Origin of the sequence: Achromobacter piechaudii NBRC 102461 (genome assembly GCF_001571245.1) — a bacterium.
Lineage (GTDB): Bacteria > Pseudomonadota > Gammaproteobacteria > Burkholderiales > Burkholderiaceae_B > Achromobacter > Achromobacter piechaudii.
Genome location: NZ_BCTK01000001.1, coordinates 1,392,415 through 1,405,734 on the forward strand (window position 1 = coordinate 1,392,415; position 13,320 = coordinate 1,405,734).

Below are 13,320 nucleotides of genomic sequence, written 5' to 3' on the forward strand. Positions count from 1 at the left end.
GCAGCGCCTGCGAAGCCGCTTTTCTCTTTACCCGCAAGCCCGGCCGCGCACGGCCCCGTTTGCTTCTTTACGTAGTCATCATGAACAGCATCGTCAACGCCCGCCTGAAACAGATCAAACCTTCGCCCAGCATGGCCGCCAAGATCGTCGTCGACGAACTGCGCCGCCAGGGCCGCGAAATCGCCGACTTCACGCTAGGCGAACCCGACATGCCCACGCCCGCCCACATCGCGCGCGCCGGGCAGGACGCGATTGCCAGCGGCGACATCCGCTACACCAGCCCGAACGGCACGGTGGGCCTGCGCCGCGCCATCGCCAACAGCCTGGAGCTGGGCCTGGGCGTGTCCTACGGCATGGACCAGATCACCGTGGGCGCCGGCGCCAAGCAGATCATCGGCGCCGCGCTGACGGCCAGCCTGGAACCGGGCGACGAGGTCATCGTGTGCGCGCCGTACTGGGTGTCGTACCCGGACATGGTGTTGCTGAACGAAGGCAAGCCCGTCGTCGTGACCGGTCCGGAGTCGCAGGGGTTCAAGCTGGACGCCGCCACGCTGGAAGCCGCGATCACGCCGCGCACGCGCTGGCTGATCCTGAATTCGCCCAGCAACCCCAGCGGCGCGGTCTACAGCGCCGCTGAATTGCGCGCGCTGACCGACGTGCTGGTGCGCCATCCGCAGGTCTGGATCCTGAGCGACGAGATCTACGCGCCCTTCTGCTACAGCGGCCAGGCGCATGCTTCGCCCGTGCAGGTGGAACCGTCGCTCATCGAGCGCACGCTGATCGTCAACGGCATGTCCAAGTCCTATGCCATGACCGGCTGGCGCGTGGGCTACGGCGCGGGCCCGGCCGAGCTGATCAAGGCGATGAGCACGGTGATGTCGCAAAGCACCTCCTGCCCCAGCGCGATTTCGCAAGTGGCCGCGCAAGCCGCCCTGGAAGGCGACCAGTCCAGCGTCACGCAGATGGTCGACATCTTCAAGGCGCGCCGCGACCTGATCGTGCGCCGCCTGAACGCCATTCCCGGCATCTCGTGCGCGATGCCCGACGGCGCGTTCTACGTGTACGCCAATGTGCAGGGCCTGATCGGCCGCACCGGTCCGGCGGGCGAACTGAAGACCGATCTGGACGTCAGCCTGTTCTTCCTGCGCGAAGCCGGCGTCGCGGTGATCGATGGCGGTTCGTATGGCTTGTCGCCCTATGTGCGCTTCTCGTTCGCCACGTCCACCGAAGTCATCGAACAGGGCATGGACCGCCTGGAAGCAGCCGTCAAAGTCTTGATGGCGGACTGAGTCGTGGCTCAAATCACCACGCAAACCCCGGCGCCGCGGCCCGCGCACCGGGTGTCCTGGAACGATCCGGCCACGCGTGCGCTGGTCTACCAGGTGCTTGCCCTGACGCTGGTCGGGGCAGGCGTCTGGTTCCTGGTGCACAACACGCTGCACAACCTGTCGATGCGCAACATCGCCACGGGTTTCGGCTTTCTGAACCGCGAGGCGGGCTTTGCCATTGGCGAATCCGTCATCGCCTACGGCCCCGCCGACACCTATGGGCGCGCCATCTTCGTGGGCGTGCTGAACACGCTGCGGGTGGGCCTGCTGGCGCTGGTCGCCGCGACGCTTTTGGGCGTCCTGATCGGCGTCGGGCGCTTGTCCAAGAACTGGCTGGTCAAGAAAATCACCTCGGTCTACGTCGAGGTGATGCGCAACGTGCCGCTCTTGCTGCAACTGTTCTTCTGGTATGCGCTGATCACAGAAAACATGCCCGGCCCCCGCCAGGCGCACAACCCGCTGCCCGGCGTATTCATTTCCAACCGGGGCCTGAAAGTGCCCGGGCTGGAAGGCGCATCGCTGGACTGGATGCTGGGCGGACTGGCGTTGGCCATTGTTGCGATCCTGCTGCTGGGCCACTGGGGCGCCAAGCGCCAGGAAGCCACGGGGCGCGTGTTTCCGCTGGGCCGCTGGGCGATTGGGCTGTTGCTGGCGCTGCCCGCGCTGGGGTGGCTGGCCAGCGGCGCGTCGCTGACGCTGGACATGCCGCAACTGCGCGGCTTCAACTTCGTCGGCGGACTGACCCTGACGCCTGAGTTCGTCGCCCTGTTCCTGGGCCTGACCGTCTACACCTCGGCCTTCATCGCCGAAGTGGTGCGGTCGGGCATCCAGGCCGTCAACAACGGCCAATGGGAAGCGGCCGGTTCGCTGGGCCTGCCGCGCGCGAAGGTGTTGCGGCTGGTCGTGCTGCCGCAGGCGCTGCGCGTGATCATCCCGCCGATGACCAGCCAGTATCTGAACCTGCTCAAGAACAGTTCGCTGGCGGTCGCGATTGGTTATCCCGACATCGTCTCGGTCGTGAACACCACGCTGAACCAGACCGGACAGGCCATCGAAGGCATTCTCATCATCATGGGCGCATACCTGACGGTCAGCCTGTCGATCTCGATATTCATGAATTGGTACAACAAGCGCATCGCGCTGGTGGAGCGTTGATATGAGCAGCACTACGCACTCCTTCGTCGAAGCCCTGCCCCCGCCAAGCACGCAGGTGGGCGCGTGGGCATGGGTACGATCGCGCCTCTTGTCATCGCCGCTGAACATCCTGATCACGGTATTGCTGGCGTGGTTCCTGATGATGTCGTTGCCGGCGCTGGTGGAATGGGCGCTCCTGAAAGCCAATTTCACCGCCACCAACGCCATGGAATGCCGCGCCTCGGCAGGCGGGGCCTGCTGGGCCTTCATCATCGAGAAGCACCGGCTGATCCTGTTCGGCACCTATCCGTTCGACGAACAATGGCGGCCGCTCATCGCCACGCTGATCCTCATCGCCGTCATCGTGTGCAGCGGCATGCGCCGCTTCTGGAACGGCAAGCTGGCGCTCATCTGGACGGGCGGTCTGACGGCCGTGGCGCTGCTGATGTGGGGCGGTGTGTTCGGCCTGACGTATGTCGAGAACTCGCGCTGGGGCGGCCTGCCGCTGACGCTGATCCTGGCCACGTTCGGCATCGCCTTCGCCTTTCCGATCGGCGTACTGCTGGCGCTGGGCAGGCGTTCGAAGATGCCCGCCATCAAGGCGCTGTGCGTCGTGTACATCGAGCTGATCCGTGGCGTGCCGCTGATCAGCCTGCTGTTCATGTCCTCGGTGATGCTGCCGCTGTTCCTGCCGGAAGGTTTCACCATCGACAAGCTGTTGCGCGCGCAGATCGCCATCATCATGTTCGCCGCCGCCTACATCGCGGAAACGGTGCGCGGCGGCTTGCAGGCGATCCCGAAGGGGCAGTACGAAGGCGCGGATTCGCTGGGGCTGAACTACTGGCAGCAGATGCGCAAGATCATTCTGCCGCAGGCGCTCAAGATCGTGATCCCGCCGCTGGTCGGCATCTTCATCAGCCTGTTCAAGGACACCTCGCTGGTGGTCATCATCGGCATTTTCGATCTGACGCTGGCCGCCAAGGCGGCGCTGTCCGATGCGGCATGGCGGGGTTTCGGGGTGGAGGCCTATCTCTTCATCTCGCTGATCTACTTCGTCTTTTGCTATTCCATGTCCAAATACAGCCAGGCGCTTGAACAGCGGCTGGCCACCGGGCACGCGCGCTGATTGCGCGGCGTTTCCCGGTAAACCTTACGGAGACCAAGCATGTCGGATTCCATTATTCGATTGCAGGGCGTGAACAAGTGGTACGGCCAGTTCCACGTGTTGCGCAACATCAACCTGGACGTGGCGCCCGGCGAACGCATCGTGGTGTGCGGCCCGTCCGGCTCGGGCAAGTCCACCATGATCCGCTGCATCAACCGCCTGGAAGAACACCAGCAAGGGCAGATCATCGTCGACGGCACGGAGCTGACCAACGACCTCAAGCACATCGAAACCATCCGCCGCGAAGTCGGCATGGTGTTCCAGCACTTCAACCTGTTCCCGCACCTGACCGTGCTGGAAAACCTGACGCTGGGCCCCATGTGGGTGCTGAAACAGCCGCGCGCGCAGGCCGAGGCGACGGCGATGAAATACCTGGAGCGCGTGCGTATTCCGGATCAGGCGAAGAAGTTTCCCGGCCAGCTATCGGGCGGCCAGCAGCAGCGCGTGGCGATCGCGCGGTCGCTGTGCATGAATCCCAAGGTCATGCTGTTCGATGAGCCGACGTCGGCGCTGGACCCGGAAATGGTCAAGGAAGTGCTGGACGTGATGGTGACGCTGGCGCAGGAAAGCGGCATGACCATGATCTGCGTGACCCATGAAATGGGCTTCGCACGCAAGGTGGCGAATCGCGTGATCTTCATGGATCGCGGGGAGATCATCGAACAGAACAACCCCGATGCGTTCTTCGATAATCCGCAGAACGAACGCACGCAGCTGTTCCTGAGCCAGATCCTGCATTGAGCCAGGGTGCCGGGCGGCGGCGTGAGCGCAGGTGACGGTCCAGGCGCGGATGCAAGTGCAGGCAGCGGTATGTGCAAACCGGTATATATTCACCGCTACGCCCTATCCGGAACCCGCTGATGACTGGTCGCCGCCTTCTGGCGCTTTTGCTGACTTCGCTTACCGCGCCCGCCAGCGCGGAGGTGATCTACGACCGGCACGGCCTGGTGGTGGACGTCGCCACCCGCAGCCAGAGCGATTGGAACACTGGTCAGCGCCAGAACACGCGCACCACCACCATCGCCTTCCAGGGCCAGAAGCTATGCGGCCGCGACGTGGGCAAGCTTCTGTATCCCGATGGCAAGCACGGCGCGGCCAACGCCTTCTTCTGCGCGGGCAATGCCAAGGTGCTGGAAACCGACGCCGTGCTGGCGTATTTCACCAGCTCCAGCGCCGACGCCGTGCTCGCGCATTTGCAGGTGGTCAATGGCGCGCTGCGCGTTGAACGTCTCGCGCTGTCGACCACGCCTGAACGCGACCGCTCCGGCGCCACCCGCTTCGAGGATGCGCGCTTGCCGGGTTGGACGCGCGTTGAAACCAGCTGGGCCGAAACGGTGATGATCCGCCACGCGCCGCTCAAATCCTTGAACCTGGGCCCGGGCAAACTGCTGGATGTCGAGGGCGACGTGGCCTACCTGGCCATCCCGCCCGGCCGCGACGTGGTCGTGGTGCAACCCGCCACGCGCGTCAAGGACGCTCGGGGCGATCTGCAAATCCTGCCCGAAGTCGTCAAGTTCGTGGATGCGCCCGCGGCGTTCCGGGCGGTGCGACTGAGCGACGGGCGCGAACTGGCGCGCCTGCCCATCAAGAACACCTGCGTGACGCTGCCGGCCCTGCAATGGAATCGCCCCGATCGGCAGAGCACAGCCTCCCCCGTGCCCGAGGTCGCCTTCGACGACCTGCCCGCCTGGCGCGCCGCGACGCTGCAACTGACGCAAGCCCAGGGGCGTGCGAGCTTGCAGCTCAAACCCGGGGTGACGTTGCCGCTCAAGCCCAACTGCAAACCGGGTTGAATGGGAGCAGCAGGCGCAAGACCTGCCCCGCCAAGGCATCGCGCGCCACGGTCCGGCCGTTCAAGGCCAACTTCAAATCGAATTGAACAAGATCGGGCGCGAAGAACCTTGCGACCCCGCTCAAGGCCAACTACGAGCCGGCTTGCACGAGCTGGCCCGCGTTGAGCGCCAACCGAACCCTGCTCCCTGCTCCATGGCTTGACCCAATGCAACCTGAGCGGCGTCGCGTCCGTGAACCCCTGGCAACGCCGCACAACACACCCACTCAGATCAAGAACTGGCGATACGCCTCGTTCCCGGTTTCTTCGAAGTGCGCGTAGCCCAGTTGCAGCAGAAACGCGTCCAGCGCCGCGCTGTCGGCCAGCGGCGCCTGGATGCCCACCAGCGCGGAGCTGAAATCCGCGCCCTGGTTGCGGTAGTGGAACAGGCTGATGTTCCAGTTGGGCGCCATCGCGGACAGGAACTTCATCAGCGCGCCCGGACGTTCGGGAAACTCGAAGCGGAACAGCCGTTCGCCGCCCGCCAACGGCGAACGTCCGCCCACCATGTAGCGGATGTGCTGCTTGGAGGTTTCGTTGTTGGTCAGGTCGCTGGCTGAAAAGCCCTGCTCTTGTAGCGCCGCCATGATGTCGGCGGCATCGCCTCGGCGCGCGATCTGCATGCTGACGAAGATGTGCGCGGTGTGCGCGTCGGCGATGCGATAGTTGAATTCCGTGACGCTGCGTTCTCCCACTACCCGGCAAAAGCGGCGGAAGCTGCCGCGTTCCTCGGGTACGGTGACAGCGAAAACGGCTTCGCGCGCTTCGCCCACTTCGGCGCGATCCGCCACGAAACGCATGCGGTCGAAGTTCATGTTGGCGCCCGAGGTGATCGCCACCATCGACAGCCCGCGCGCGTTTTCGCGTTCCACATATTGCTTAAGGCCGGCCAGCGCCAGCGCGCCGGCCGGTTCCAGCACGCTGCGCGTATCCAGGAACACGTCCTTGATCGCCGCGCAGACCGCGTCGGTATCGACCAGGATGATTTCGTCCAGGTACTGGCGGCACAGGCGGAAGGTCTCTTCGCCCACCAGCTTGACGGCGGTGCCATCCGAGAACAGCCCGACTTCGGCCAGGTTGACGCGTTCGCCCGCCTTGATGGACTGCGCCATCGCGCATGAATCCTCGGTTTGCACGCCGATCACCTTGACCGACGGGTCCACCGCTTTCACATAGGCCGACACGCCGGCCGCCAGGCTGCCGCCGCCGATGGGGACGAACACCGCGTGCAAGGGACCGGCGTGCTGGCGCAGGATCTCCATGCCGACGGTGCCCTGCCCCGCGATGACGTAAGGGTCGTCGAACGCGGGCACGAAGGTCATGTCGTGCTGCGCCGCCAGCGTCTGCGCGTGCGCGTAGGCGTCGCTGTAGGAATCGCCCGCCTGCACCACCGTAACGGTGGGCCCGCCATGCGCCCGCACCGCGTCGACTTTGACCTGTGGCGCGGTCTGCGGCACGACGATGATGGCGCGCACGCCCAGGCGGGCGGCCGAAATCGCCACGCCCTGCGCATGGTTGCCGGCGGACGCGGTGATCACGCCCCGGTCCAACGCGGACTGCGGCGTGTTGCGCATCTTGTTGTAGGCGCCGCGCACCTTGAAGGAGAAGACGGGCTGGTTGTCTTCGCGCTTCAGAAACACCGTGTTGCCCAGCCGCGCCGACAGGCCACGCGCCAGATCCAGTTCGGTTTCACGGGCAATGTCGTAGACCCGGGCGGTCAGGATCTGCCGCAGGTATTCCATGGGCGAGGCGTTGCCGTGCTGGAAAGCGGTGTCGGTCGTAGCGGTTTGCATGCTGGTTTCTCTGCGTTGGGAAGACTTGCCCGGCAGAGGCGGCCACAAAAAACCCGCCTCGTGGGGCGGGTGGCTGTGACTGTTGCGGTCGCGCGCTAACCCACCATTTCAGGAATGATGGTAATAATCAGCGCAATGCGGACGGCTTGGAAATTCATGGCGCAAAGCTTGCGCCGCGCAAGGAAATTTGTCAAATCCGGCGTGGGCCTTAAATGCGCTTGCGCCATATCCTGGCCGTATTGATGCGATATCGAGCCCATAACGCAGGCTTTATCGTCGATTTCCCTGCGCGTCAAGCGTGTCGCGGTATTACAATACCGGCTTCGTGGCAGTCGCACCTTCCAGAATGACCGGGTCAACCGGGCCATCAATAAAGGACGGGCGACCGCCAGCTTGAGTAGATCCGCAGGCCTGCCCCGCGACTGCCCATACGAACCCACTCTCGACAACATCTACCGGCGTACGCCGCTTAGCATGTTCGGGTTTGCGCCGAAAGCGCTATGCGCCGAACAGATTCAAGGATCATGTCTCTTACTCCGAAGATTATCTATACCCTCACCGATGAAGCGCCGGCGCTTGCAACCCGTTCGCTGCTGCCCATCGTCCAGGCATTCGCCAAGCCCGCCGGCATCACGGTCGAGACGCGCGACATCTCCCTGGCCGGCCGCATCATCGCCCTCTTCCCGGATTATCTGGAAGACAGCCAGAAGCTGTCCGACGCCCTGGCCGAACTTGGCGCCCTGGCCGTCAAGCCCGAAGCCAACATCATCAAGCTGCCCAACATCAGCGCCTCGATGCCCCAACTGAAGGCGGCCATCAAGGAATTGCAGGAACAGGGCTACAAGCTGCCCGACTACCCGGACGCCCCCGCCAACGACACCGAGCGCGACGTCAAGGCCCGCTACGACAAGGTCAAGGGCAGCGCCGTGAACCCGGTCCTGCGCGAAGGCAACTCCGACCGCCGCGCACCGCTGTCGGTCAAGAACTACGCCCGCAAGCACCCGCACAAGATGGGCGCATGGTCGGCTGATTCGAAGTCGCACGTGGCGCACATGTCCGACGGCGATTTCTACGGCACCGAAAAGTCGGCCCTGATCGCCGAAGCCGGCGACGTCAAGATCGAACTGACCGCCGCTGACGGCACCAAGACGGTCCTGAAGGAAAAAACCCCGGTCAAGGCCGGCGAGATCATCGACGCCGCCGTGCTGTCGACCGCCAAGCTCAAGTCCTTCCTGCAAGCCCAGATCGAAGACGCCAAGACCACCGGCGTGCTGTTCTCGGTGCACCTGAAGGCCACGATGATGAAGGTCTCTGACCCGGTCATCTTCGGCCACGTCGTGTCCGTGTTCTACAAAGACGTGCTGACCAAGCACGCCGCCGTGCTCAAGCAAGCCGGTTTCGACCCCAACAACGGTATTGGCGACCTGTACGCCAAGATTCAATCGTTGCCGGCTGACCAGCAAGCCGCCATCACCGCCGACATCGACGCCGCCTACAAGACCCTGCCGCAACTGGCGATGGTCAATTCCGACAAGGGCATCACCAACCTGCACGTGCCCAGCGACGTCATCGTCGATGCGTCCATGCCGGCGATGATCCGCGACTCGGGCAAGATGTGGAACGCCGAAGGCAAGCTGCAAGACACCAAGGCCGTCATTCCGGACCGCAGCTACGCGGGCGTCTACCAGGCCGTCATCGACGACTGCAAAAAGAACGGCGCGTTCAATCCGGTCACGATGGGCAGCGTGCCCAACGTCGGCCTGATGGCTCAAGCCGCCGAAGAATACGGTTCGCACAACAAGACCTTCGTGGTGCCGGCCGCCGGCACCGTGCGCGTCACCGACGCCTCGGGCAAGGTGCTGCTGGAACAAGCCGTGGAAGCGGGCGACCTCTGGCGCATGTGCCAGACCAAGGACGCCGCGATTCAAGACTGGGTCAAGCTGGCCGTCACCCGTGCCCGCGCCAGCAAGACGCCGGCCGTGTTCTGGCTGGACGAAAAGCGCGCCCACGACGCCCAGGTCATCGCCAAGGTCAAGCAGTACCTGAACGACCACGACACCAGCGGCCTGGACCTGCGCATCCTGGATCCGGTTGAAGCGACCAAGTTCTCGGTCAAGCGCATCCGCGAAGGCCTGGACACGATCTCGGTCACCGGCAACGTGCTGCGTGACTACCTGACCGACCTGTTCCCCATCATGGAGCTGGGCACCAGCGCCAAGATGCTGTCGATCGTTCCGCTGGTCGCCGGTGGCGGCCTGTTCGAAACGGGCGCGGGCGGTTCGGCTCCGAAGCACGTGCAGCAGTTCCTGGAAGAAGGCTTCCTGCGTTGGGATTCGCTGGGCGAATTCATGGCGCTGGCCGAATCCCTGGATCACCTGGGCCGTGCGTACAAGAACCCGACCGCGCAGATCCTGGCCAAGACGCTGGATCAGGCAACCGCCAAGTTCCTGGACGAAAACAAGTCGCCGGACCGCAAGGTCGGTGGCCTGGACAACCGTGGCAGCCACTTCTACCTGGCCATGTACTGGGCCCAGGCCGTGGCCGCGCAAACCGACGACCGCAAGCTGGCCGAGCAGTTCGCCGGGGCAGCGGGCGCCTTTGCCGAAGCCGAAACGAAGATCGTTGACGAACTGAAGGCCGCTCAAGGCAAGCCGGTGGACATCGGCGGCTACTACCAGCCGAACGAAGCGCTGGCCAGCCAGGCCATGCGCCCCAGCGCCACGCTGAACAAGGTGCTGGCCTCGATCGGCTAAACCCACAGCGCCACGCGGCTTCGTGCCGCGCGGACGAAAAAACGGCAGCCTCAAGGGGCTGCCGTTTTTTTATTTCGGACCGCAGGCCCGCTGTCGGAATGCGGCGTCGATATTGATCTGCCACACTGCCCGCGACTTGCCGGCAAGACGCGGGGCGATGCCCGTCAGCACCGGATAGCGGCCGGCGTCATCGTCGCGGCCCCATATCCAGAAGCGCTTGCCGTCGGGCGCGGCGCAAAGGCGCGCTTGCAGATCGGCATTGGGGATCAGCACGCGTTCCCCCACGACGGGGTCGAATTGCGCGGCGTCGTACAGTTCCTTGCGCCAGTTGTCGCGCACGGCAATCTCGGGATTCTTCCAGTCGTCGACGATCCAGGCCGGTTCATTGGCCTGGGTGTAGAAACCCAGATCGAACGGCAAGGAGTGCAACGCCACCAACTGATCGGTGGGCGCCATTTCGTTGCGCAGGGACTGAATGGTCGGCCCCGCGCTGCCGCGCGGGTTCGCCGCCGCCACCATGATCGCCGCCAGGCACACCACCGCCGCCACGCCGGCCGCGATCTGCACGCCCCGGCGCTTGCCCGCGTTCCAACCGGACGCGATCCGTTCGCTGATCAGGAAAGCCAGCGCCGGAAACACCGGCAGCACATAACCGATCAACTTGGACTGCGGAATCGAAAAGAACACGAGCACGATGCCGAACCACAGGGCCGCCAGGCGGCGCAAGCCGTGTGGATCGTCCTCGCGCCAGAAGGCCGGCTTGAAGCAGCCCACGGCCCAAATCGACCAGGGCAGCGCCAGCCCGGCCACGATCGGCACGTAGAACCAGAACGGTTGCGCATTGTTGAAGCCGCTTTGGGCGAAGCGCTCAAAGTGCTGATACACGAAGAAGTAATGGAAGAAGCCGGGAAATTTGGACTGCATCAGCCAGAACCACGGCACCCCGACCACGGCGAAGGCCAACAGCGCCAGGGGCGACAACAACGCGCCCATCCCGCGCCAATCGCGGCGCAACAGCAACCACGCCAGCACGATTGCGCCCGGCAGCGCCACGCCGATCAAGCCCTTGGCCAACACCGCCAGGGCGGCCAGCACGCCGGTGGCGATGGCCATGCCGCGAAACGGCCTGCCCGCTTCACGCCGCAGCGCGGTGTCGGCGGCGGCCAGGACGCACAGCGTAATCATGCTGGCGACCAGCATGTCCATGTTGGCGAATTGGGCCGCGCCGAAGAACAGCGGCGTCAGGCCCAGGATCACGACAGCCCCACGCGCCTGCGCCACGCTGCGATAGCGCGACACGAAGGCATACAGCCCCGCGCCAGCGCCCCATGCGCCCAGCAGCGACGGCAGGCGCGCGCTGAATTCATGCACGCCGAACAGGCTGTAGCTGATCTGCGCCAGCCAGTAGTACAGCGGCGGCTTGTGAAAATACGGCATGCCGTCCAGCAAGGGCACCATGGGGGAATTGCTGCGCAGCATTTCCCAGGCGACGCCCGCGTAGCGGCCCTCGTCGGGCAAGGTCAGCCAGCGCGTCCAGGCCAGTGCGGCCAACCACACGGCCAGGCCCAGCAAGACCTGCCAGCCCGGCAGCGCCCAGCGGTCGACGACCGGGGCGGACTGGGGAACGGCGGCGGTAGTCTGGCCAGGCGATGGGACCGCGCCAGGACGACGCGGATCGGCAAGCGGAAGCTCAAGAGGCATGGAAGGTCGGTGTAGCAAGGAAAGGACGGGGAAAAGACGAAAAAACGGTTCAAAAATCGAACGGTAATCCACGGTTGCCGCAATTATCGAAACCCATCCGTCAATTTCTCATGAAATTTGAGGTCTGATGCGGCCCTGGTTTACGTTTTTCCCCGGTTTGCGTAGCCGGCGAGATGGCCCCGCCCTACTTCGAGGCGGCCAGCCGGTCCAGCCGCAGCCGGCCGCGCTCATCGGTCAACCGGCGCATCGCGCCATAGGCCGCGCCCATCGCCGCCATGCCGCTGGCCCCGCACAGCAGGAACATCAGCAGGATCTGGTACTTGGCGGCGTCGATGGGGTCCATGCCGGCGATGATCTGCCCGGTCATGATGCCGGGCAAGGTGATGATGCCGGCCGCCGACATCTGGTTGATGCTGGGCACGATGCCGCGCCGCACCGATTCGCGCAGCAAGGATGAAAACGCCTGGCGCGCCGTTGCGCCCAACGCCAGCCGGGCCTCGATCGCCAGTTTTTCGCGCCGCACGCCCGACAGCATGCCGTCCAGCGCCAGGCTGGCGGCGTTCAACACGCTGCCCAGCACGATGCCGACCAGCGCGATGGCGTAGCGAGGGTCATACCAGGGTTCGGGACGCAGTGCGGTATTCAGCACGAACAGCGCCGTGACCAGCGTCGTCGCCACCACCGCCAGGGTGCCGACCCAGCCGTTGCCGTGCGACGTCAGCCGCGCCTTGGGCCGCGCGGCCACCTCGCGCGCCGCCAGGGCCATCATCACGGCCACGACGCCCGCCGTCAGCCAGGGGTTGGCATGTGCGAACACCACCCGCAGGATATGGCCCACCAGCAGCAGTTGCGCCACCGTGCGCACCGCGGCCCACAGCACCTGCCGGTGCAGATCCAGCCGCGCCACGAAGGAAATCGCCGCGCACAACAACACCAGCAGCGACGCAATGGCCAGATCGGAAGCGTGCAGCGTGATCACGTCCATAGCAGCTCCAGCTGGCCAGCCTGCATGCGCCAGGTGCGGCGCGCCATGCGGCGGGCCTGTTCAGGATTGTGCGTCACCATCAGGATGGCCGCGCCGCCCTCAAGGTACTGCTGCAAGACCTGTTCCACCAGCGCGGTGGCCGCCTGATCCAGCGCGGCGGTCGGCTCATCCAGCAACAGCACGCGCGGCGCCTGCGCCATCGCGCGCACGAGCGCCAGCCGCTGGCGTTCGCCCGAGGACAGTTCCTGCACCAGCGCATCCAGTTTTTCAGGAGCCAGGCCCAGTTGCTGCATCGATTCTTGAGCGCGCGCGCGATCGGCGAAATGCGGCGCCACATGATCGTGCCACCAGCCTGCCTCGGCCTGGCAATAGATCACCTGCCGGCGCCATTCAAAACCCCGCATCCCCGAACGCGGCCGGCCGTTCAGTTCGACCTCGCCCTGGCCCGGGTCCAGATCGGCAATCTGGCGCAGCAGCACCGACTTGCCGGATCCCGATGGCCCGACCACCGCCCCGCACTCGCCTGCGGCCAGCTCCAGGCTGACGGGCGCCAGCCTGTCGCAGGACACGTCCCGCAGCCGCAACACGGCGACCGCCGCCTGGGAAGTGGATACGGGAGTCACGGCGCGG

Annotated in this window: 11 protein-coding genes; 6 read left to right on the forward strand and 5 right to left on the reverse strand. The window is 65.1% G+C overall.

The features are described 5' to 3' along the window. Positions 1–80 precede the first annotated feature (80 nt). The 5 genes from API01S_RS06195 (at position 81) to API01S_RS06215 (ending at position 5,420) form a co-directional block, all read left to right on the forward strand. Positions 81–1,289: an aminotransferase class I/II-fold pyridoxal phosphate-dependent enzyme gene (locus tag API01S_RS06195; RefSeq protein ID WP_050728843.1), complete on the forward strand. Its 1,209-nt coding sequence runs from the start codon at positions 81–83 to the stop codon at positions 1,287–1,289. A 12-nt stretch (positions 1,290–1,301) separates the two neighbouring features. Continuing rightward, on the forward strand, positions 1,302–2,483 hold the full coding sequence (locus API01S_RS06200; RefSeq protein WP_061303907.1) for an amino acid ABC transporter permease: 1,182 nt from the start codon (positions 1,302–1,304) through the stop codon (positions 2,481–2,483). Between the two features lies 1 nt (position 2,484). Beyond that, a complete protein-coding gene (locus API01S_RS06205) occupies positions 2,485–3,588 on the forward strand; it encodes an amino acid ABC transporter permease (protein WP_061303660.1) in 1,104 nt (367 codons plus the stop codon). Between the two features lie 39 nt (positions 3,589–3,627). Further along, positions 3,628–4,368 (forward strand): amino acid ABC transporter ATP-binding protein, encoded by a 741-nt coding sequence (locus API01S_RS06210; RefSeq protein ID WP_006219383.1) that lies wholly within the window; start codon positions 3,628–3,630, stop codon positions 4,366–4,368. A 119-nt stretch (positions 4,369–4,487) separates the two neighbouring features. Then, positions 4,488–5,420 carry a hypothetical protein gene (locus API01S_RS06215; protein WP_061303662.1) on the forward strand — a complete coding sequence of 311 codons (933 nt, stop codon included), beginning with the start codon at positions 4,488–4,490 and terminating at the stop codon, positions 5,418–5,420. A 265-nt stretch (positions 5,421–5,685) separates the two neighbouring features. On the opposite strand, the gene ilvA is transcribed toward API01S_RS06215, so the two are convergent. Both ilvA and API01S_RS29160 read right to left on the reverse strand, forming a co-directional pair. After that, positions 5,686–7,251, reverse strand: coding sequence for a threonine ammonia-lyase, biosynthetic (gene ilvA, locus API01S_RS06220; protein WP_084802365.1), 1,566 nt, complete (start codon positions 7,249–7,251; stop codon positions 5,686–5,688). A gap of 95 nt (positions 7,252–7,346) precedes the next feature. Continuing rightward, a complete protein-coding gene (locus tag API01S_RS29160; RefSeq protein WP_156487064.1) occupies positions 7,347–7,547 on the reverse strand; it encodes a hypothetical protein in 201 nt (66 codons plus the stop codon). Between the two features lie 228 nt (positions 7,548–7,775). Here API01S_RS29160 and API01S_RS06225 point away from each other — a divergent pair, with 228 nt between their 5' ends. Beyond that, the gene (locus API01S_RS06225) at positions 7,776–10,004 is read left to right on the forward strand and encodes an NADP-dependent isocitrate dehydrogenase (protein ID WP_061303665.1); all 2,229 of its coding nucleotides are present in this window, start codon (positions 7,776–7,778) and stop codon (positions 10,002–10,004) included. A gap of 69 nt (positions 10,005–10,073) precedes the next feature. Here the strand turns inward: API01S_RS06225 and API01S_RS06230 are convergent, their stop codons facing one another. The 3 genes from API01S_RS06230 to API01S_RS06240 all read right to left on the reverse strand — a co-directional run bounded on the left by API01S_RS06230 (position 10,074) and on the right by API01S_RS06240 (position 13,313). After that, positions 10,074–11,705: an ArnT family glycosyltransferase gene (locus API01S_RS06230; RefSeq protein ID WP_156487065.1), complete on the reverse strand. Its 1,632-nt coding sequence runs from the start codon at positions 11,703–11,705 to the stop codon at positions 10,074–10,076. 184 nt (positions 11,706–11,889) lie between these two features. Beyond that, positions 11,890–12,690: an ABC transporter permease gene (locus API01S_RS06235; protein WP_050728848.1), complete on the reverse strand. Its 801-nt coding sequence runs from the start codon at positions 12,688–12,690 to the stop codon at positions 11,890–11,892. After that, positions 12,681–13,313 (reverse strand): ABC transporter ATP-binding protein, encoded by a 633-nt coding sequence (locus API01S_RS06240; protein ID WP_217481357.1) that lies wholly within the window; start codon positions 13,311–13,313, stop codon positions 12,681–12,683. The genes API01S_RS06235 and API01S_RS06240 overlap by 10 nt, the downstream gene beginning before the upstream one ends. Between the last annotated feature and the right edge of the window lie 7 nt (positions 13,314–13,320).

Excerpts from the sequence above, each read along its gene's own strand:
- API01S_RS06195 (WP_050728843.1), top strand. The coding sequence starts at position 81 with ATGAACAGCATCGTCAACGCCCGCCTGAAACAGATCAAACCTTCGCCC.
- API01S_RS06205 (WP_061303660.1), top strand. The coding sequence starts at position 2,485 with ATGAGCAGCACTACGCACTCCTTCGTCGAAGCCCTGCCCCCGCCAAGC.
- API01S_RS06210 (WP_006219383.1), top strand. The coding sequence starts at position 3,628 with ATGTCGGATTCCATTATTCGATTGCAGGGCGTGAACAAGTGGTACGGC.
- API01S_RS06215 (WP_061303662.1), top strand. The coding sequence starts at position 4,488 with ATGACTGGTCGCCGCCTTCTGGCGCTTTTGCTGACTTCGCTTACCGCG.
- ilvA (WP_084802365.1), bottom strand. The coding sequence starts at position 7,251 with ATGCAAACCGCTACGACCGACACCGCTTTCCAGCACGGCAACGCCTCG.
- API01S_RS06225 (WP_061303665.1), top strand. The coding sequence starts at position 7,776 with ATGTCTCTTACTCCGAAGATTATCTATACCCTCACCGATGAAGCGCCG.
- API01S_RS06230 (WP_156487065.1), bottom strand. The coding sequence starts at position 11,705 with ATGCCTCTTGAGCTTCCGCTTGCCGATCCGCGTCGTCCTGGCGCGGTC.
- API01S_RS06235 (WP_050728848.1), bottom strand. The coding sequence starts at position 12,690 with ATGGACGTGATCACGCTGCACGCTTCCGATCTGGCCATTGCGTCGCTG.